This is a genomic window from Wenzhouxiangella psychrophila, assembly GCF_042310375.1.
Lineage (GTDB): Bacteria > Pseudomonadota > Gammaproteobacteria > Xanthomonadales > Wenzhouxiangellaceae > Wenzhouxiangella.
The window spans coordinates 1-18,918 of sequence record NZ_JBHJMQ010000005.1 but is presented as its reverse complement, the minus strand read 5'-3'; the positions used below and the strand labels follow the sequence as shown (position 1 = coordinate 18,918).

Below are 18,918 nucleotides of genomic sequence, written 5' to 3'. Positions count from 1 at the left end.
TCACCAGACCACTTCAGCCATGGAACAGTTCAGCCCGGACCCGATACCCAGCAAGGCAATCCGGGAACCCTTCTCGAGCCTGCCTGCGGCGGCGGCCTTGGCCAACGCTATGGGCGCCGAAGCCGGACCGACGTTGCCCATATCCGGATAAATCACGTAGACCTTCTCGGGGTCGAGCCCCAGCACTTTAACCAGGGACTCCGTATGCACCCTACTGACCTGGTGAATAATGTACTGGTCCATGTCGTTCCGGGCCCAACCCAGCGAAGAACGGGCCGCATCGAACGTTTGCGTCGCCAGTTCCAGGCCGGCGTTCATCAGGCCGCGCGTGTCTGTGTACATGCGCTCCATATCGCCCCGGCAAAGCTCATTGAACCCGGTGGCGGCACGCGTCACGCTGCCTCGGTAGCGGTGACCATCCTGCTCCAGATCGCTGCGGGACATGACCATTGCCGCGGCGCCCGAACCGAGGGTCAGCGATGCAAACTCGGCGCGGAACTGCTCTTGATCGACTGACGGATCCAGCAAGCGATCGCACGTTGCGTCGATCAGTTGACGGCTGGATTCCCCATCGACGATCAGCGCATAGTCCAGCTCCTCACGCTCGAGCATTCCCGCCGCGATATCCATGGCGTTGAGAAAACCCAGGCAGGCGTTAGCCACATCAAAGTTCAGGCAGTCGGGTACCAGGCCCAGGTTGGCATGCACGACGCAGGCTGTGGAGGGCTCGAGAAAATCGCGGGACACGGATGTACTGATAAGAAGACCGATGCGTGAGCGATCGACGCCGCTTTCTTCTAGCACTTTTTCGGCCGCCAGAGTGGCGGCATCGGAAACCCGGCTACCTGCTTCCCACAGCTTGCGAGACTTGATGCCCGAAATCTCCTCCAGCAGGTCCTCACGAATGCCCAGACGATCCATGGTGGGCTTGAGGCGCTGGGAAATCTCCTTCGAACTCAGGCTAATCGGTGGATCCACGGCGGCCACGGACTGGATGACGACGTTGTTGAAATGCATTGGTGGAAACTCTTGGCTGCGCAGCCCGCACAGGCCGCGGTGAAAACCCGGCACCCATGCTAACCGAAGCGGGCGCGGGACACCCATTGTTGACCCGCGTATCCCTGGCCCTTCAACGCACCGAACGTGAGTTGCTGGTCGGTCTCGACAGGGGAAGGATTCGTGAGTTCAATTTTCGCGCTCAGGACGGAAAATCGTGGGTGTCCTGGTTTTCCGCGCTCTGGTTTTTCCCTGGCGAAACCTGACATGCAGGTTCATTCTCTGACATAGCAGTCGCTGACTTCCGGCCAGGGTCCGTTTTGCATCATCTGGAAGTCTCGCCAAAAAGCATTATCGATTGCGCGCAAGCGCGCGGGGGTTTCATCGCGACGGTAGCGCGACAGGTGCGATGGCCCGCCGTTGTAGGCCGCGTAAGTGGCGCGAACCAGGCCTTCCCTGCCGCGGGACTGATTGTGCTCGCCCCGGCGGATCGCGTAGTCGACCAGATAGTGCTCGAGTATTTCGATGCCGGCGGCGACGTTGTAGTCCATTTCGTTCTCCAGGCGTTCGATGTCATAGACACCGCGCCACACGCGCCCCATGATCTGCATCATGCCGATCGCACCGACCGGCGAGCGGATGACCCGGGGCTGATCCGCCGTGCCTTCATAGTGGCGCCAGCACGATTCCTTCCAGGCGGTGGCCCGAACCAACGGATCGAGCAGATCCTGATACTCGGCCGGCACACGCGACTGCCCGGCCGAATGGGCATCAAGTGCCTCGTTGATCAGGCGCGCAACCAGCGCCAGGTAGTCATCGAGGCGATCCAGCCTCGGCACCACACCGCGCAGCGCCTCGGCCGGGGCCAGGGTTTCAGCGTGGGCACTGGAAATGAGCCGCGACCACCAGGGCCCCGCAGTCCGTGCCAGCGCAGGATCAGCCCGACGCTCTGCCATTCCGAACAGTGACCGTACCGCCGGATCAGTCTCCAGCGGCAGTGGGGTAAAGCTGGTTGGCGCACGCTCGGAAAGCAAAAGCCGGGCCAGACGACGCAAACCGTCGCGACTGATCTCCAGGCCATACTCCGGGCCCAGTGCATCGAGAGCTTTCAGCGCATCACCGGCCGCCAGAAACCCGGCCAGGCGAAGATCCACACCCTCGGCGAACTCGAGCTGGTCGGCCCTGGCCAGCAGCGGGCTCAGGGCCGCCCAGGCGTCAAGAAACAAGCGGCGTACCGCGTCGGGTTCCGCTTCATCGCTGGCCAGGGCCCGGGCAATCTGGTGGCGGGTGTCAAGCAGAACGGCCAGCAGTTCGAGCTGAAGATCGCGATCGTCGAGCTGGCTTGCCAGGCTCACGACAACAACGGTCAGAAAGCCGTCCAGTTCGTCTTCGATTCGCTGCCACCGGGCCAGCTCGGCCGGGTCCAGAACGGGTTCCGGGGCGGCAGGTCCCGCCGCCGGCGGCATCAAACCAAAGCTCAAGACGGCACGAAGTCCTTGCGGAAGCACTTCCAGGCGAGCGAGTCGCCCACGCTCGGCAAGCGTGACCCGAGGCTCGCTCCCGGCCGGCATGAACGTTTCGATCAAATCGTCGATGGCGGCCAGCGGCTCGCTCAGTTCCACGACCATGGTCTCCAGCCGGGGCAGCACCAGCGCCTCGGCCAGCACCCGGACCGGCGTCGAGAGCATGCCGGGTTGACCGTCGGGACGGCGGATTTCTATCGCGGTTACCCGGAACTGCGCTGCGCTGCCGGTTTCGGACACCTGCGGCGTCAATTCGACGTGCAGCCGGCTCTCGACCGGCCGGAGACCGGCACATTGACCGAACACGGACGCACCGGTGCGCGCCGTCATCGCCATGGAAACCTCCAACACGGCGGCGGCTGAACGCACGCTTGGATCGGCCAGCGTCAGGCGGTTGCAGGCGTCAAGACTCAGTTCGGCGCGGCCCTTGTCATCCAGCCCCAGGCTGCCGGCCACCACCGACTCCAGGTAACCGGGATCGATCGTCAGCGGCACCTCCAGCGTGTCGACGGCGTGCGATTCGGTCATCGGCACAAGCGCCAGCAGAAACAGCAGAACGAGGGATTTCAAGTTGGCGGGCTCCACATACACGGATACAACCACTTTGGAACCGCAATGCACCATTCCGTTCGATCCGGGTCACTGCGGGCAATCAGCCGTTTCCGTCACGGCCCGGACCCGATGCTCCCGTACACTTGGCTCCATGAGCAGCGAGCCTGATCAGCCGCCCGGCATATTCACCCAGATCCGGCCGCTGGCCACCTATGGCCGGCGCGCGCTTTCCCTGGTTTGGGCGACCAGCCCGTGGCTCACGGTGGCGCTGGCTTTTCTCACGCTGGTCGCCGGCCTGCTGCCGGCCTCGATTGCCTATGTCGGCAAGTGGCTGGTCGACAGCGTGGTGGCCGCCATCCAGAACAACACGCTAACCGACGCGGTGTGGTTCTGGCTCTCGCTGGAGGCCCTGCTAGTCGCCGCGATGGCCGCCTCCCAGACGGCGCTCAATATCTGCAACAACCTGCTGCGCGCGCGTCTGGGACACCGGGTCAACGTGATGATCCTGGAAAAGGCCCAGCAAATGGAACTGGCCCAGCTTGAGGACGCCGAGTTCTACGACCGGCTCACCCGCGCCCGGCGAGAGGCATCCACGCGACCGCTTTCGCTGGTTCAGAAGACCTTCGGCGTGATCCAGAACGGGATTGCCATCGTCAGCTTCAGCGGCCTGCTGTTCGCGTTCTCACCGTGGGCGGTGCTGTTGCTGATCGCCGGCGGCCTGCCGGCCTTCCTGGTCGAAGCCAAATTTGCCGGTCAGGCCTTCCGGCTGTTCCAGTGGCGTTCGCCCGAAACGCGCGAAATGATGTACCTCGAATCGGTGCTGGCGCGGGAGGACTACACCAAGGAGGTCAAGCTGTTCGACCTGGCGCCGACCCTGCTCCAGCGCTACAAGGACATCTTCACCAAAATCTTCCGCGAGGACCGCAAGCTGACCATCCGCCGCGGCTGGTGGGCGTTCGGACTTGGCCTGGTTGGCACCCTGGCGCTCTACGGCGCGTTCGCCTGGGTGGTGCTGGCGACCGTGGCCGGGCGCCTGACGCTGGGCCAGATGACGATGTACATGATGGTCTTCAAACAAGGTCAGTCGGCCGTCAGTGCCAGCCTGACCGCAATCAACGGCATGTACGAGGACCATTTGTACCTGACCAGCCTGTACGAATTTCTCGAGCAGCCGGTGCGCGCGCGCGAAGGCAAGGTCAGTCAGGGCGAGGCCCCCGGCCGCGGGCTCGAGATCGTGGATCTGTCCTTCCGCTATCCGGGCAGCAACACCCTGGCGCTCGAAGGCATCAACCTCACGCTGGAACCCGGTACGAGCCTGGCGCTGGTCGGCGAAAACGGGTCCGGCAAGACGACGCTGACGAAGCTGATCGCCGGCCTCTACGAACTCGAAAGCGGCGACATCCGGCTCGACGGAACCTCGTTGCGCGACTGGGATGAACGGGCTCTGCAGGATCGCATCGGGGTGATCTTCCAGGATTTCGCACGCTACCAGTGGCTGGTGGGCCACAACATCGGTGCCGGGGACGTCGAAGAGTTCGAGAACCAATCGAAATGGCATACGGCCGCGATCAAAGGCCTGGCCGACGAGTTCATCCGCGACCTGCCGAAGGGCTACGAAACGCAACTGGGCCGCTGGTTCAAGGACGGACGCGAGCTGTCCGGTGGGCAATGGCAGAAGATCGCACTGGCCCGGGCCTTCATGCGGGAGCATGCCGACATCCTGATCCTGGACGAACCCACGGCAGCCATGGATGCCAAAGCCGAGGCTGAAGTGTTCCAGCACTTCCAGGCGATGGCCGGCAACCGCATTCTGATCCTAATCTCGCATCGCTTCTCGACCGTGCGCCAGGCCGACCTGATCGCAGTGATGGACCAGGGCTGCATCACCGAGATCGGCACGCATGAACAATTGATGGCGCTCGACGGCCAGTACGCCACCCTGTTCGAACTGCAGGCCGCCGCATACCGCTAGACCGCAGGCGAGGAATCCAGGGCACCGTGAATTCACGGAGCCCTGGTTTTTGCCATGTGCGAAGCAGCATTGCAAAACGGGCCGCGCGGGAGCAGAGTAAAAAGCCAAACCGTCATCACATGGCGTCCACATGGACGACTCCGGTCAGCGCAGCGAGGGGCTGAGAAGTCCCGCAGCACCAACCCGCACACCTGACGGCGTCTTGCATTGAGCGCAATGTCGTGGGAGTTCGAATGATATTCAGCGCCAGAACAACGATCTTTTTTCTGCCTGCCCTGTTGCTGTGCTGCAGCGCCAAGGCGCAGCTGATCCCGGAAACCTCGCAGGTCTTCAGCCAGAGCAGCGCAAGTTCGAAGACGGACCTGGGCGGCGGTGCCGAATCCAGCGACAGGATCGGACAGGCCCTCGCTGCCGGTGATTTCAATGGTGACGGCCACCTGGATCTGGTGATCGCTGCCCCGTTTGAACACCAGGGAGATAACGCCGACTCCGGCTGGGTCCACGTGGTCTACGGCAGGCGCGGCGGTTTGTCTGCCGAAGGCAATGAGATCTGGAGTCAGGCTGGCGCGATCGAGGGCCTGGTGGAGCCGGAAGACAACAGCGGCTATTCGGTGACCACGGGTGATTTCAACGGTGACGGCATCGACGACCTGGTCTTTGGCAGCCCGGGCGAAGCCATCGGCGAGATCGATGGTGCCGGCGCCATCAACGTGATCTACGGATCGCCGTCAGGCCTGACCGATGTCAACAATCGGAGTTTTAATCAGGACACTACGGGCATCAGCGGCGCGTCAGAAGAACGCGACGAAATGGGCTATTCGCTGGCCGCCGGCGATTTCAACGACGACGGCTTCGATGATGTGGTCATCGGCGTCCCGCGCGAGGATATCGGCACGGTTGATAGGGCCGGCGCGATCCAGGTGCTGATTGGCAGTGCCAGCGGGTTGACCGCGGAAAGGGACGTCTTCCTGGATCGCAATGCTGATGGCATGGGCGGTGTCGCCATCGAAGATTACTTCGGCTATGCACTGGCCGTCGGTGATTTCAACGGCGATCAGTACCCCGACCTGGCCATCGGCGCACCGTGGGACTCACGCACGACTGATTTCGCCGGGACGGTTCACGTCATTTACGGCGGGGGTGGGCGCCTTGACGTGTCGACCAATGAAGTCTGGGCGCTGGACTCTCCCGGAATCGATCTGGTGCCCGCCCAGGTCGACAACTTCGGCAGCAGTCTCACCGTCGGTGACTTCGACGCCGATGGCTTCGATGACCTGGTCGTCGGCCTGCGCGGTTACCAGAACAACACAGGTGCCGCCCTGGTCCTCCATGGCACCAATGAAGGGCTGGCGAGCGCGCGCCATCGGCTCCTGCAGCCAGGGGTCGACGGCTTTGCCGGTTCGCCCTTGGAGGGATCCCTGTTTGCCGACAGCCTGACAGCCGGAGACATCAATGGCGATGGTGCCGACGAGCTCATGGTTGGAAGCCGACACCGCAACGTCGATTTGGCGCGCAACGCCGGCGCGGTCCTGATCGCCTATGGCGAAGCGGGCGTCGGGCTGGTCAACCAGGGCAGCATGCTCTGGGACCGCTCCGACCTCGAAGTCGCCGGCGATCTCGTCAGCTTCGACCACTTCGGATCGGCCGTATTGCTGGCCGATTTCGACGGCGACGGCCTCGATGATGCCGTGATCAGCAGCCCAAATCGCGAAGTAGCCAATGTTTTGGAGGCAGGAGACCTGGTTGTGGTCTACACTTCAACAGCGCTGTTTTCGGATCGTCTTGAGGCCATTGGCAGCCCCTTCAAGGACTGTGATGACTGTCCGGTGATGGTGAATATTCCTGGCGGCAGCTTTTTGCAGGGCAGCCCACCCGGCGAGCCGCTGAGAGACACCAACGAAGATCCGAGGCGCATGGTCGATACCCCGGCCTTCGCGATCGGCCAGACCGAGGTAACCTTTACGCAGTGGGATGCCTGCGAGGCCGAAGGCGGCTGTACGCATGACCCTGGCGATCAAGGCCATGGCCGTGGCGATCGCCCGGTGATCAACGTGAGCTGGGACGATGCCCAGCAGTATGTCACCTGGCTCAGCGACAAGACCGGCCAAGACTATCGGCTGCCTTCGGAGTCGGAATGGGAATATGCCGCCCGCGCCAGCACCAGCGGCCGTTTCAACACCGGCGCCTGCATTACCAGCGACCAGGCGAATTTCAACGCCACCTCACCTGCGACCGGTTGCCCGACCGGTATCCAGCGCCAAGAAACCTTGCCGGTTGCGAGCTTCGGCCCCAATGCGTTCGGGCTGTACGACACCCATGGCAACGTCTGGGAGTGGGTGCAGGACTGCTGGAACGATAACTATGTGGGTGCACCAGTCGATGGCAGCGCTTGGATGTTGGGTGGCTGTGATCGCGCCGTTACGCGGGGTGGTGCCTTTGTCAGCAGCGGCTGGACCCAGCGTTCGGCCGTCCGCTTCCCGAACACCCGCGCCATCAGCAGCGGCGCCCTCGGCTTCCGTCTTGCCAGGTCCGTACAACAGTGAGTACTTTGAGAGAAATACAGGACATATATGTCCTGGTTTTCTCTTGATCTCATCACCGAATCTGACCATGATTGGGCAATTCACTCGTCGAAGGACCCAAGGATGAAGCTCGCACTCACCGTCTTGATCAGCGCCTTTCTGTTGTCGTACAGCGTTCAGGTCAACGCGGACCCCGGTCAACTGGACCCGTTTCACCCGGACAGCGACCTGTACCTCGCACACTTTGATCTCAAGACGGATGTGGACGATGTGCATTCGGTCGCAGCAGTCGCGACGATGCTGGCGGACTCAAGGTTCTCCGGCGTCCGATACCATGCCGTTGCGGGCACCTATGGATTACAGGAAGGCGAGTACGTTCCGGCCGAAGGCGTCTTTGACCTGGCATTTGGCGAACATTGGTCCGACGCGCACAAAGACTTCGGCAACGCCCTTAGTGAAGTAAGCGACCTTTCGATCAAGGCCCTGAACGATGGCGGGTCCATCTGGATTGCCGACGGCGGACAGTCGGATTTCTCTGCCGCCCTTATTCGCAGGATCCAGAAACAGCTTCCCGAAATCCCCTTGAAAGACCGCGTCACCGTTGTCCAGCATGCCAACTGGAACGAAGAGGTCACCACGCCGGGGGATCTGGCCTTCGTGAAGGAATCCGTGACCTATCAGAAACTTCCGAGCGGAAACGGAACTGGAAACGGTAGCCCGGGCTTCCGTGCGGCGACGCCTGTCAACTGGCGGGAAAAGATCGGCGATGCCCGGCTGACCGCCATCTGGACATCGGCGATCGAAGTTGCAAACCGCTACAACGGCGCAGACGGTCGATACCTCAACGAGGCCATTCAGGATGGCGGCCTCGATTTCTCAGATGTCGCCGAGACGACCTGGATCTTCGGCTTCAACTACCTGGCGGATGCGAATGACTTCTTCGAGGAGTTCTCCGACAAGAACCAGGAAATGTAGAGCTCGTTGTGCCTGGCGTTAGCCCATGGGCGAATGCAGGCTCAGCCCATCACGCAGAGGCTGATTCAGACCGGAAAATCGTGGGTGATGAGATGGACGCCTCCATCATTCGCACCGGCGTCAAGAATGCGCCACACTGATCTTGCGATACAGTCACAAGAGCGATGCCCACGATGCGCTGGCCATCTGCCGGCACCGTCGGAACTGCCCACCGCTGGCGACCTGGGTCGATCCGATCGCGCGGCGAGGCTTTAACAAGGCCGTGGTCGCCCTGGCCAACAAACTGGCCCGGATCGGCTGGGTGATCGTCCGGACATGGATGTATAGGCCCCGGAGCATCTCGAAACTCATCCAGGGCCGGCGCCGGAGTGCGCTGAAAGTGAGCCCGAATATATGTCCGCAGACCTTTTCTGATTCGGTTCAGTGGCAGCAACAATCAGGAGGCGAATTTCCCTTGACGACAGGGAGGCGTCCATATATGTCCTGGTTTTTTTGACAGTTGGTCGGCCGTCTGCGGAGGAACTCGCGCACGGGCTGGCGCCCGGCTTCCGGTTAATCGGAAATTCAGGTCATGAGTGCGCTACCAGGGGACTGGCTGTTCTCGTAGCATCTCTAAGTGCGTGAGCGAAAATCAGGACAGCCACGTTTTTCATCGTGGCTAGACGTAGGGGGTTCCGAACAGATCGTGGGGGCCCCAGATTCCTCTACAGCTCAGCGTTGCGATTACCGTGGCCTTGGCAAATCCCCACAACCAGCTGCAGGTTCTCCGGACTAAGGCAGCTGAAATGAGCCAGACGCTAGTCCGTGCCCGAATTCAATCCCTGGCGGCACGTTCCAGACCCTCTCCTAAGATAAAAATAAGGAATTTCTCAGAATTTCGCCACGCCTTCTGCGCTATCCAAGCACAACCTGAAGCAAGCCGCACAAAGACAGACTGGAATTCGCGGCAGCTCACCAATCAAAGGCAGGAGGAAATCATGAATATCCCAACGAACTCAGTCCGCACCCTGGCGGTGCTGCTGATCTGCGCCCCGTTTGCGCTGGCTGGCAATGCCGCGCTATCCGCACAATCTGATGTTGAACCGTCTTTAAAGAACGACACGTCTTCCGGGGGGAATGAACCGCTCGTACGCGATCTGACCCACGAGTGCTGGCTGATCGGTTGGCTTGGAGGCAATTTGCCGCCTCATTGCATGGCGGAGTTCGAAGCCTGGCGTCAGGACTTTTCACAGGGTAACGACGGCTGGGTGGACAATAGCGATCCCGGGTTCACCGGCTGGTGCGGAGAGATCGAGCGTGTCGGCATCGACGACGTCGACGAAGTTCGCCCATTGTCCAGCAACGCTCATGCCGTGATCCGTCACGGTGAATGCAACGAGTTCTACAGTGAATTTTTCCCGGACGGGTCCGCCCCGGCCTCGAGTTTCAGGCCTTTCAACGACCACCTGCCTGAAGACGGGTACGTCAGCGCCGTGCATATCCATCTTGATCCCGACTGGCCCGAGGGCAGCGGCTTCGGCTATACCGATTCCTTCCAGGTGCTCGACGAGGAATTTCCCAATTTCCGCTACCTTTTTATGCCGGTGGAGCGCAACGAGGATGGCCTGTTTGTGGGCGCATTCGAGGTAACCGAGGCAGGCTGGTACACCTTCTCGACGATCTACACGGCCGAGGAGCCGAGCAACCGCGAACTATCGGTCGACTTTGTTCTGTCCCGGCATGGATGGTCATTGTACCAACAGGCCCAGGAAGCCACCTTCCTGACCGAAGAGCCGATCGACTCGTTTAAGGTCAGCAATGTCTCCAACGGATACATATGGTTCGTCTACATTAGCGATGGTCTGGATCTTGCCATCGACGAGGAACAGATGCGGACCATCAACCAGACAGAGTGATGGAATGAATCCGGTTATTCCGGGTCGCGAACGATCGAGAAAAAACGTACCCAGTCCGGCCGGAGACGGCCGGACTGTTCTCAATCTCAATCGCGTTCTTTCACCAGGGCGACAAACCGGGGTTGCTCGCGAATCGGATCCCAGAACGGATCGAGCCTGAGCTCATTGATGCTGAGCCTGGAGGGACCTGCCAGCAATCGCTCGATCTCGTCGAGTGCCCGATCCGCTTCTCCAGCCTGAGCCAGGACCCTGGCATGAATCAGTCCGAGAACCTGCCCAATATAGGCATCGTTGCGATAAAAAGGTAATTGCGCCAGCCAATCGGCTTCCGCCACGGCTTCCTCGTTACGCCCCAGGCCGGCAAGCGCGTATCCCCTGGATACCCGCACACGCCAGTCATCCGGTCTCTTCTCAAGCTCGTCGTCGAGCTGGGACAACGCTGCTTCAAAAGATGCCCGTGCCGATGGCTGATCGCCGCGCATCCGGTATGCCCATGCCTCATATAGTGACGGTGGGTAGAAAACCCTCTGGTTTTTAAGGATTTTAGGCCGGGTGCGAGCCATGAGCTCGAGCAGGCCATCCGCATCGCGCTCCCATTGCAGCAGTTCGGCGCGGACCGTCGCCAGACTTCCTCGAACACCGATGTCGGCATCGTCGGGAAGCGCCTCGATGGTCTCGCGTACCTGGCTTAGGTCACGTCGCAAGTAAACGTGCAGCCATGCCTTGTTGATAGCTACAACATGAAAGTCCGGCGCAAGGGACAGTGCTTCGGCATAGGCGTCCATCGCCTCCTGGTAACGACCGGTAAACTCGTAGGTGCTGCCGCCAAGATCATAAATCGCGCCGGCATTGCGAGGATCCAGTTCGGCAATCCGCTTGTATGCCTCCAGAACCTTGTCCCAGTTGCCAAGTCGGCGGTCGGTGTAGGCGATCCACCGGATAAGGCCCACGTCGCCGGGCCGTTCACGTTGCGCGATTTCAAACTGCTCCCGGGCAGCCTGCCAATCCTGTTGACCGAAATAATGCCACATCCCCATCGCCAGGCGAGCCTGCGGAAGATCGGGCGCGAGTCGCATTGCCGTCTCCATCGCAACACGTTGCTGTTCCATTCGCTCCGGCGAACTGTCGTATCCCAACCAGTGCATGAGCGCGTGCACCATAGACAGTTCAGCGTAAGCCAGGGCGAATTCCGGATCGAGCTCAAGGGCCCGCTCGTAGAGTTGCTGAGCAGCTTCCAGGGTGTGACGCGGACTCCCCCTGCGTTTAAGATATTCCCGGCCCTGAAGATAGAAGCGGTAAGCGGCCGGATTGTTTGTCGGCGCCTCCTCCAGTTGTCGGGTATCCTCGCTTTTCAGTTGAGCGCCCACCGCGTTGACCACCCGCTCGACGATATCGCTCTGGATCGCGAACACGTCGTCGACGGTATGGTCGTAGCTCTCCGCCCACAGATGCTCGTCGCTGACGGCATCGATCAACTGAACATTGACGCGCAACCGGCCGTCGGCCGCCTGGACACTGCCCTCCACCAGCGTGTCCGCATTCAGTTCCTCGGCGATCTGCCGGACCGATTTGGTCGTTCCCGCATAGTTCATCACCGACGTTCGGCCTCTGAGCGAGAGGTCGTCGATTTTTGAAAGCTGGGTGAGCAATTCGTCGTGCAATCCGCCGGCAAAATAAGCGTTAGCCGGATCAGGACTCAGGTTCTCGAAGGGAAGCACAGCCAGCCGCGGCGCGGAGGATTCCGGGGATTCTGACTGCGGGAAATACCGGAGCGCCAGGGCGACGGAGACCACAAGCAAGGCGGCCAGCAACACCGGCCGATAGGTGGAAGCTCGTCTGCGATCTCCCTTGCCGCCCCGTTGACGCGCCGCCAATGGCGTCCCTGGCGGGGGTGAATCAGGACCGGTGCCCACTGATTCTTCGTCCGCGCTTTCCGGGCTGGGTGCGACAAGCAGCCGATAACCCCGCTTTGATATGGTCTCGATGTATTCAGGGCTGCCCGCCGAATCGCCGAGCGCGCGGCGCAGCTCGGAGATGCAACTGGTCAGCGAAGCGTCGGTGACCACGGCCTCGCCCCACACGGCGGTGCTGAAATCATCCCTGTTGACCACCTCGCCGGCATGATCAGCCAGGCAGACCAGTACTTCCATGCTCTTGGGTGAGACATGGGCGTCTCCCCGGGGGCCGGAGATGCGGCTTCGGGCGGGCTCAATCAGCCATTCGGCCAGCCGGAAACTGCTTTTCAAATCAGGCCTGGAATCCATTCTTGCCACGCTGCCCATTGTCGACAGTCTATCAGCAAGCTTGAGGACCGAACCACACAACCCGAATCCAATCTGCCGGTTTCTGTTCGGAAAGTTGATAATGTAGAAACCCGAATCGGGACAGGGACGGGACAGGGACACCCACGATTTGTAGGAAATGTCCTACAAGAGTTCGCGGCACTCTCGGGATTTCGCCTTGATCAGCGTGACGCCATCCTTTCCCCATGGCCTATCCACGCAGCCAACTGATCAGCGACGAGACACCGGCCTCTACCATTGCGCGAGCCGCTTCTACCGGGCGATCGGCTCGGGCCGAGGCTTTGATGCTGAAGGCCACCGACCTGGGCCAGCAGCATAGGCAATGGAGCAGTTGCGGTTTGCGCGACACGCGCAAGAAGCGAGTGCGGAATGCCGTCATGCGTGGATGAAAGGTGTTTCCGGCGAGTACGCGCTCAAGAAGCTACGAGAACAGCCAGTCCCCTGGTAACGCTCTCCTGATCTGAACCTCCGGTTCGCCGGAATGAGCCGGGCGCCGGCCCGTGTGTGAATTCGGCCTCAGACCACCGGCGGGCCGCTCGAAACGCCAAATCAGGGCCACTTCGACTCCATCCTCAGCAGATTTTGATCGCCGGGCGACCACACCGAGGCTGATTCAGGCGGGAAATCATGGGTGTCCTGGTTTCTTGGTCTAGAGCAAGCTTAGCATCAAGGTATCAGTACCCTGACGTCGCCATCCTGAATTTCTGCAACGGGAATGCCGTTGCGATCCCGAAATTCTACGTCACCAACATAGCCGTGGAAGCTGCGAAGAAGAACTCCGGCCAGCCCTGCTTTCCCTTGAATTTTCGCGTGAGTCAAGTCCTTATCTCGAATATCCCACCCCTCAGTGACCAGAATCAGCTTGGTTGCCCCATCAAGCCTCTCCGAACTCAATTCAGCCATCGTCGCTGGGCCAACAGTCCGATCGAAGATATCGCAACCTTGAATCTGGAGCAGGACCAGCAATATGGCCACGGCCACTGCCAAGATCAGGCCTTTTATGACGAGGTCGAGGATTCCCATGCGGACGAGCGTAGCCGCGCGAGTTGGCAATGGTCAAATGCAGCCGCTTACTGTGAGAGGTCGGAGCAGCGGCTTGTAGGAAAACCGGAAAACCGTGGGTGCCCTAGTTTTCCCCCTGATTCCGATGTCCTGCCGACCACCGCGAGGCTGATTCAGCCGGAAAATCGTGGGTGTCCTGGTTTTTCATTCTTTTAGTCTATCCAACGACTAAACTTCCAGTCGAAAATCGATGCATCAATTGAGAATTCTTCGCTTCGGTAAGCCTTGTGAGCATCTCTTAAATCGTCAAAACGATCTTGCCAACGCGTTGAAGCAAGTCCGCTCTCTTGATACTCCTCGCATAGCGTTACGCTGTTTCCGTTAACGCTTACTGTCCGTACGTGAGGACGATTCCCGTAAACAATCATGCACTGGACTTCAAAGAAAAAGGCTACCCAACTGTCGCCTTGTCGCAGCTCATCCTCAGCGAATGTTGACAGCACAACGAAATACGGCTCGCGCCCGAAATTGTCTAGGAATTCTTTCGCCTCCTGATCCACAGAAAAATCAAAATCTAGAACTGTTGGATTCCAGTCGAACTGATAATGCATGGTTCTTTGGAAATCTCGGAAGCTACCGTCGATTTCTGGACCAAATCGCGCGCCGGGTGGATAACTGTAGGTTGGACTATCAAGCTCGCCTCGCTCTAAATTCCAGACCAAACGATTCCCATCATTTTTATAAAATTTTGTTACTGAGAAACGTTGCTCGTCGAAGTTATACTCGCTCAGCATTAATTTGCCAGTAATTGCAAAGCCATCGAAGGTGCTTGCGAACCCGGCGAGCTTTTCAATGAGTCTGCGCGTGTTCGAAATGTAGGAGTCTTTTTTTGAACGTGCGTCAAACTCGTCAAGAGTTGAATAGTCGGTTACTCTTCGGATGGCTTTATCATAGTCGACCTCGAGACCAAGATCCTCGATCATCTTTGCTTCTAATGGATACTCGAGCACACTATCATGAGCATTAACAATTAGAGGATTGTCAGTTGCGTGAGCGGGCAAAAGCCCTACGAGACAAGTGGATACTGCCAGAAGAGCCGTTCTGAAGCGAACAATTTTCATGGAGCCCCCTTTCTGAAATTTAAGCCAACGTTTGCGAAAAAGTATAAAGCCTGACTCTGCGATTTCCAAGGGGCACGAGACAAAAATAAGGCTCTACCCAGATCTAGCAACGGTTTTATGGTAGGTGTCCTCCTTTTTGGTCCTGGTTTTGTTTCGCGAATTTTCATTAAGCTTCAGTAGTCTGTCGCGGCATGCCCGTGGTACAGCGATTTGGCATCCGCGGCCGATTTCACGGCATCGCGTACGGTCTCATCCTGAAGATCGAGCACCCGCAGCGTGTCATCGTCCAGTTTCGCCACCGCCTCGATGCGGTGAAAGGACTGGCCATACTCTTCCGCGAAAGCGGCCAGGCCGCGTAGCTTGCCCAGGGAATCACCCAGGTGGTGGCCGTGCGGGTCGACGATGGAGACTTTCACGTCGTTTTCGTTTCCGTGGAAGAACAGGAAATCCGGGCACATGCGCCGCCAATTGCCCGCCTCGTCCCGCCAGGCCACGGCCAGCGCGTCGTCGGAGGCGCGTGAGGGGTTCCGGTACCAGGCCAGACAGTCGTCACGCCCCAGTTCGGCATCCAGTACGTTGATTTCCCATTGGTTGAGGCTGGCCACGGGGAATTGACCATTCTCATCGGACATCAGATGCAGCGGGCGCGTGGCCAGCGCATTGCCTTTCTCGTCCTGCGTGTTCTCGGCGCGGATGTGCGGGCGCTGGGGTTCGACCCGTTGCGGATCGGGGGACATGCCCTTGATGTCGGCGTACACTGCCCGGCGCTCGTCGCTCAGATCCTTGATCGCCACGCGATATTTATCAAACCACTTGCGCGCCAGCTTGTCGGCTTCCCGTTCAAGGCGTTCGACCACCGGTGCCGTTCCCAGGGTTTCCATCTTGCCGATGGCGGCCACGGTGATATGCGCGTCCAGCAGCGTGTCGTCATCATCGGGGTCGGCAAGATGATCGGCGTAGCGTTTGGCCAGCTCCCGGCCCAGCAGCCGGCCGGCCACGGCGTAGTCGGCAGCAATCGCCCGGTCATCGGCGGCTTCGGTAAAGGTTTGCTCATCGGCCACGGCGCCGTCGCCAACGCCCACCGTGCGGGTAATGCCGGATATTTCCTGGACATTCTTTTCAGCCGCCTTGAGCTTTTCCGGATAGCGCTTGCACAAGGCGTCCAGTTCCTTGCACAACTCGCCGTAAGCCTCGGCCAGCGCGCCCTTTCGCAAGCCGTCTCGGGACAGCGCCTGGGCCAGCGAAGTCAGCCGCGACACCGCCTTGGCCGCCTTGCGCGGCAGGGTGTGCGAGGGCAGTGCATCGAAGGCGTCCCACACTGCGTCAGAAATGGCCGGATTGACGGTCATGTCCACCGGCGCGGTCAGCACGCGCCGGCCTTCTCCCCCGCCCGAGCCCAGATTGTCATGCCGGCTGTCGCCGGTCATGGCGCGGGCTACTTCCGTGGCCGTGTTCTCGTCGAATTTCGGTAGCACGCAGACGACGGAATTGAGCAGATCATTGCCGGGAATGCGCCGCGCCAGCGGGGTGCGCACCATGCGGCCGAGAAGCTGGGTGATGTAGGTGACGTCCTTCGCATTGCGGAAAGACACGAACACCTCGGCGCGCGGGCAGTCCCAGCCGGTGGAAATCGCGTCCTTGGCCAGCAGCACGCGGATGTGGGCCTGGTCCTGCACCATTTGCGGGTAGATGTAGCGAGCGGTGTAACTGCCGACTTCGATATCCGCGTGCTCGCCAAAGACATTGGCCACCGCGTCGGCTTCCAGCTCGGGCCACTCATCGTAAATCGACTCGAACACGTTTCGCAGGTCGTCTTCGCTGGGCTTGTTCGGCATCTGCACGACCATCAGCGGCGTTACCGCCTCCTCGTCCTGCGCTTCGGTGTATTGCCGCCACAGGTCAGTGGACTCTTTCAGCAATCGTGTCGCCCGCCTCAAAAGCGAGGTATCGAACACCCCGGCCTCGGCCGGAAAATCGAGCCGGATATCGTCTTTGAGCAGGCCCGATTCCTGCACCCGCGCCGGGTCCACCACCACGTTCGGGTATTTCACCCGGCCCGCACTTTTCTCCATCGCCTCGTCGAAGCGCTCGACCGTGGCGGATATGCCCCAAACCACCGGCACCGGGGGTACGCCATTGGCGCCGTTGACCAGGCGCTGCACGATGGTGGATTTCTCTTCCGTATCCTTCTTTGTCTGGCGTTTCATGCCCCGGTGGGCTTCATCCAGAACCAAGTACAGGGTCAGAGTCGGGTCTTCGATGGTGTTGCGCAGGATGTCCCACATGGTCTGCGCGCGGTTATCCGGCGGCGGCAGGTATTGCAGACTCTGTTGTGTATCGTCCGGGTCCGCGTCCGGCGCGCCACGCACCAGCATCGCGTTTTTCGACAGTTTCTGCCGGTTCAGAAAATACACCTTGCCCGGCTCCAGCTTTTCCTGGTTGAAGCTGTTTTCAATCACCACCAGCCGGGAATGAGAAATCTTGTCGGCCGCTTCCATCAGCTTGAAGCGGGTCTGCTCGTTCAATGACGGGTCATCGGTAAACCACAACACCACCGCGCCGGGGTCGGCCTCGAAGTCGTAATCCGGGTGGCCATCGAACAGGGCTTCGATGGCCACGGCCGCCATTACCGTCTTGCCCGCGCCGGTGGTTGCTGTCAGGGAGAATGCCGACGGTCGCGGTCGGTCACTATGCCAGGCCTCCCGGGCATCGCGCAGATTGGCCAGCACGTCGGCAACCGCGTCTTCCTGGTAGTCCTTGAGCGTGTAGCGCATCAGTCGCGACCCGTGTTGATGGTGAAGTTGGTCAGATACGAGGCATACAGCCGCACCGCCTCGACTTCCGCCGGCAGGTCGCGGCAGACGGCGGCAAAGCCGCGGTCATCGTCGGTGACGATAAACGCCATGCGCACAGATGGCGCTGCATTCAGACCCGACAGGTAATCCTCGGCCGTATCCAGGTCGAACAGCACGCCGTAGGTCTCGGCAACGTCGAATCCCTCCAGGGGTTTGTCGATGCGCCGGCCCTGCGCACCGGCCCGCAGCCACAATAGCGGCGCGATGGCTTCGAAGGACCGATGATGCGCCACCGGGCGCGGCGCCTCATAGGTCAGGGTGAAGAATTCCACGTTCTCCTCGAAGCCGTCGGCGATGGGGAATTCATCGGTAAACTTATAATCGCCCTTGATCGGCTTGCCTTCCGGGGTTTTGCCCGTAATCGCCGCTTCGATGCGCGGCTTGGTGACGTAGTCGCAAATGCCCAGGGCTTCCCAGTCGGGATCGCCGGGCCGCAGTCCTTTCTTACGCAGCGCCTTCTGCTCGTCGGCCGAGACTTCGTTGTTAGTCACGCTGATGCACTGGCGGCGGCCGCCATCCTGTTTGTTCAGGCGCATCACCGCATGGCAGGTGGTGCCAGAACCGGAGAAGAAATCGAGGATGATGGCGTTGGGTTTGTTTCCCACAGCTATGCGTAAAGTGTCTTCTACAGCATAAAGAGATTTTGGTTTCGGAAATTGTCGGCCAGGGATGAATCCCTTTAATAGATCTGTTCCATGAGCACCAGCATCGTGGCTTGAACGATGCCAGGTTGTTTTGGTTCGTTTTGAAGAAGGGTTTATGTACGCGACATCGGCTACGCCTGTTCGAGAATCTCGCTCCAGTACGCGAAGCAGCCCCTTGTCAATATCTTCACGTACTTGCTCGCTTAGATAGCTAATTCCCCATGTTGAGCGCTTTCGGTCAAACCTTCCTAGTTTGGCATAACCATTTTCAATGAGGTTATTCAATGTATCGGAAGAAATCCCCCAGCGCCCAAGGGATAAATCTTTGCGAATGGGCCAAACAGCGATGAGATTGCCGTCTTTAGCTTCCAAATCTGGCTCTTCATTAAGGGGTATCCATTTTCCGGCATAGACTAGTGAATCGTTGTCTGGGTCTATCCATACTGGATAAAACATTTGTGGCTCTGTTGAATTCCCAGTGGGTTAAGCATACACATGCGGATTGATACTGCGGAAGTCGAGCTTCCCTGCCAGCAGGAAGATCATGGTCCTGGCTGT

11 protein-coding genes are annotated in these 18,918 nt (G+C 59.9%); 4 read left to right on the top strand and 7 right to left on the bottom strand.

All coding sequences use genetic code 11. The features are described 5' to 3' along the window. A complete protein-coding gene (locus tag ACDC66_RS07925; RefSeq protein WP_376696164.1) occupies nucleotides 1-1,017 on the bottom strand; it encodes a 3-oxoacyl-ACP synthase III in 1,017 nt (338 codons plus the stop codon). Between the two features lie 254 nt (nucleotides 1,018-1,271). Then, on the bottom strand, nucleotides 1,272-3,089 hold the full coding sequence (locus ACDC66_RS07920; protein ID WP_376696163.1) for a lytic transglycosylase domain-containing protein: 1,818 nt from the start codon (nucleotides 3,087-3,089) through the stop codon (nucleotides 1,272-1,274). A 133-nt stretch (nucleotides 3,090-3,222) separates the two neighbouring features. Here ACDC66_RS07920 and ACDC66_RS07915 point away from each other — a divergent pair, with 133 nt between their 5' ends. From ACDC66_RS07915 to ACDC66_RS07900, 4 genes are all read left to right on the top strand, one after another. After that, nucleotides 3,223-5,043 (top strand): ABC transporter ATP-binding protein, encoded by a 1,821-nt coding sequence (locus ACDC66_RS07915; RefSeq protein WP_376696162.1) that lies wholly within the window; start codon nucleotides 3,223-3,225, stop codon nucleotides 5,041-5,043. 233 nt (nucleotides 5,044-5,276) lie between these two features. After that, complete coding sequence (locus ACDC66_RS07910; protein WP_376696161.1) at nucleotides 5,277-7,586, top strand: SUMF1/EgtB/PvdO family nonheme iron enzyme; 2,310 nt, start codon at nucleotides 5,277-5,279, stop codon at nucleotides 7,584-7,586. A gap of 102 nt (nucleotides 7,587-7,688) precedes the next feature. Next, on the top strand, nucleotides 7,689-8,540 hold the full coding sequence (locus ACDC66_RS07905; protein ID WP_376696160.1) for a hypothetical protein: 852 nt from the start codon (nucleotides 7,689-7,691) through the stop codon (nucleotides 8,538-8,540). A 785-nt stretch (nucleotides 8,541-9,325) separates the two neighbouring features. Continuing rightward, nucleotides 9,326-10,435, top strand: a complete 1,110-nt coding sequence (locus ACDC66_RS07900) for a hypothetical protein (RefSeq protein ID WP_376696159.1) — start codon at nucleotides 9,326-9,328, stop codon at nucleotides 10,433-10,435. A gap of 86 nt (nucleotides 10,436-10,521) precedes the next feature. Here the strand turns inward: ACDC66_RS07900 and ACDC66_RS07895 are convergent, their stop codons facing one another. The 5 genes from ACDC66_RS07895 to ACDC66_RS07875 all read right to left on the bottom strand — a co-directional run bounded on the left by ACDC66_RS07895 (nucleotide 10,522) and on the right by ACDC66_RS07875 (nucleotide 18,816). Further along, a complete protein-coding gene (locus ACDC66_RS07895) occupies nucleotides 10,522-12,840 on the bottom strand; it encodes a winged helix-turn-helix domain-containing protein (RefSeq protein WP_376696158.1) in 2,319 nt (772 codons plus the stop codon). Between the two features lie 564 nt (nucleotides 12,841-13,404). Then, nucleotides 13,405-13,761: a hypothetical protein gene (locus ACDC66_RS07890; RefSeq protein ID WP_376696157.1), complete on the bottom strand. Its 357-nt coding sequence runs from the start codon at nucleotides 13,759-13,761 to the stop codon at nucleotides 13,405-13,407. 191 nt (nucleotides 13,762-13,952) lie between these two features. Further along, nucleotides 13,953-14,861 carry a hypothetical protein gene (locus ACDC66_RS07885; RefSeq protein WP_376696156.1) on the bottom strand — a complete coding sequence of 303 codons (909 nt, stop codon included), beginning with the start codon at nucleotides 14,859-14,861 and terminating at the stop codon, nucleotides 13,953-13,955. Between the two features lie 173 nt (nucleotides 14,862-15,034). Beyond that, on the bottom strand, nucleotides 15,035-17,635 hold the full coding sequence (locus ACDC66_RS07880) for a DEAD/DEAH box helicase (RefSeq protein ID WP_376696155.1): 2,601 nt from the start codon (nucleotides 17,633-17,635) through the stop codon (nucleotides 15,035-15,037). Then, nucleotides 17,635-18,816, bottom strand: coding sequence for a DNA methyltransferase (locus ACDC66_RS07875; RefSeq protein WP_376696154.1), 1,182 nt, complete (start codon nucleotides 18,814-18,816; stop codon nucleotides 17,635-17,637). Before ACDC66_RS07875 ends, ACDC66_RS07880 begins: the two co-directional genes overlap by 1 nt. Nucleotides 18,817-18,918: the final 102 nt, after the last annotated feature.

Excerpts from the sequence above, each read along its gene's own strand:
- ACDC66_RS07925 (WP_376696164.1), bottom strand. The coding sequence starts at position 1,017 with ATGCATTTCAACAACGTCGTCATCCAGTCCGTGGCCGCCGTGGATCCA.
- ACDC66_RS07915 (WP_376696162.1), top strand. The coding sequence starts at position 3,223 with ATGAGCAGCGAGCCTGATCAGCCGCCCGGCATATTCACCCAGATCCGG.
- ACDC66_RS07910 (WP_376696161.1), top strand. The coding sequence starts at position 5,277 with ATGATATTCAGCGCCAGAACAACGATCTTTTTTCTGCCTGCCCTGTTG.
- ACDC66_RS07905 (WP_376696160.1), top strand. The coding sequence starts at position 7,689 with ATGAAGCTCGCACTCACCGTCTTGATCAGCGCCTTTCTGTTGTCGTAC.
- ACDC66_RS07900 (WP_376696159.1), top strand. The coding sequence starts at position 9,326 with ATGAGCCAGACGCTAGTCCGTGCCCGAATTCAATCCCTGGCGGCACGT.
- ACDC66_RS07890 (WP_376696157.1), bottom strand. The coding sequence starts at position 13,761 with ATGGGAATCCTCGACCTCGTCATAAAAGGCCTGATCTTGGCAGTGGCC.
- ACDC66_RS07885 (WP_376696156.1), bottom strand. The coding sequence starts at position 14,861 with ATGAAAATTGTTCGCTTCAGAACGGCTCTTCTGGCAGTATCCACTTGT.
- ACDC66_RS07880 (WP_376696155.1), bottom strand. The coding sequence starts at position 17,635 with ATGCGCTACACGCTCAAGGACTACCAGGAAGACGCGGTTGCCGACGTG.
- ACDC66_RS07875 (WP_376696154.1), bottom strand. The coding sequence starts at position 18,816 with ATGTTTTATCCAGTATGGATAGACCCAGACAACGATTCACTAGTCTAT.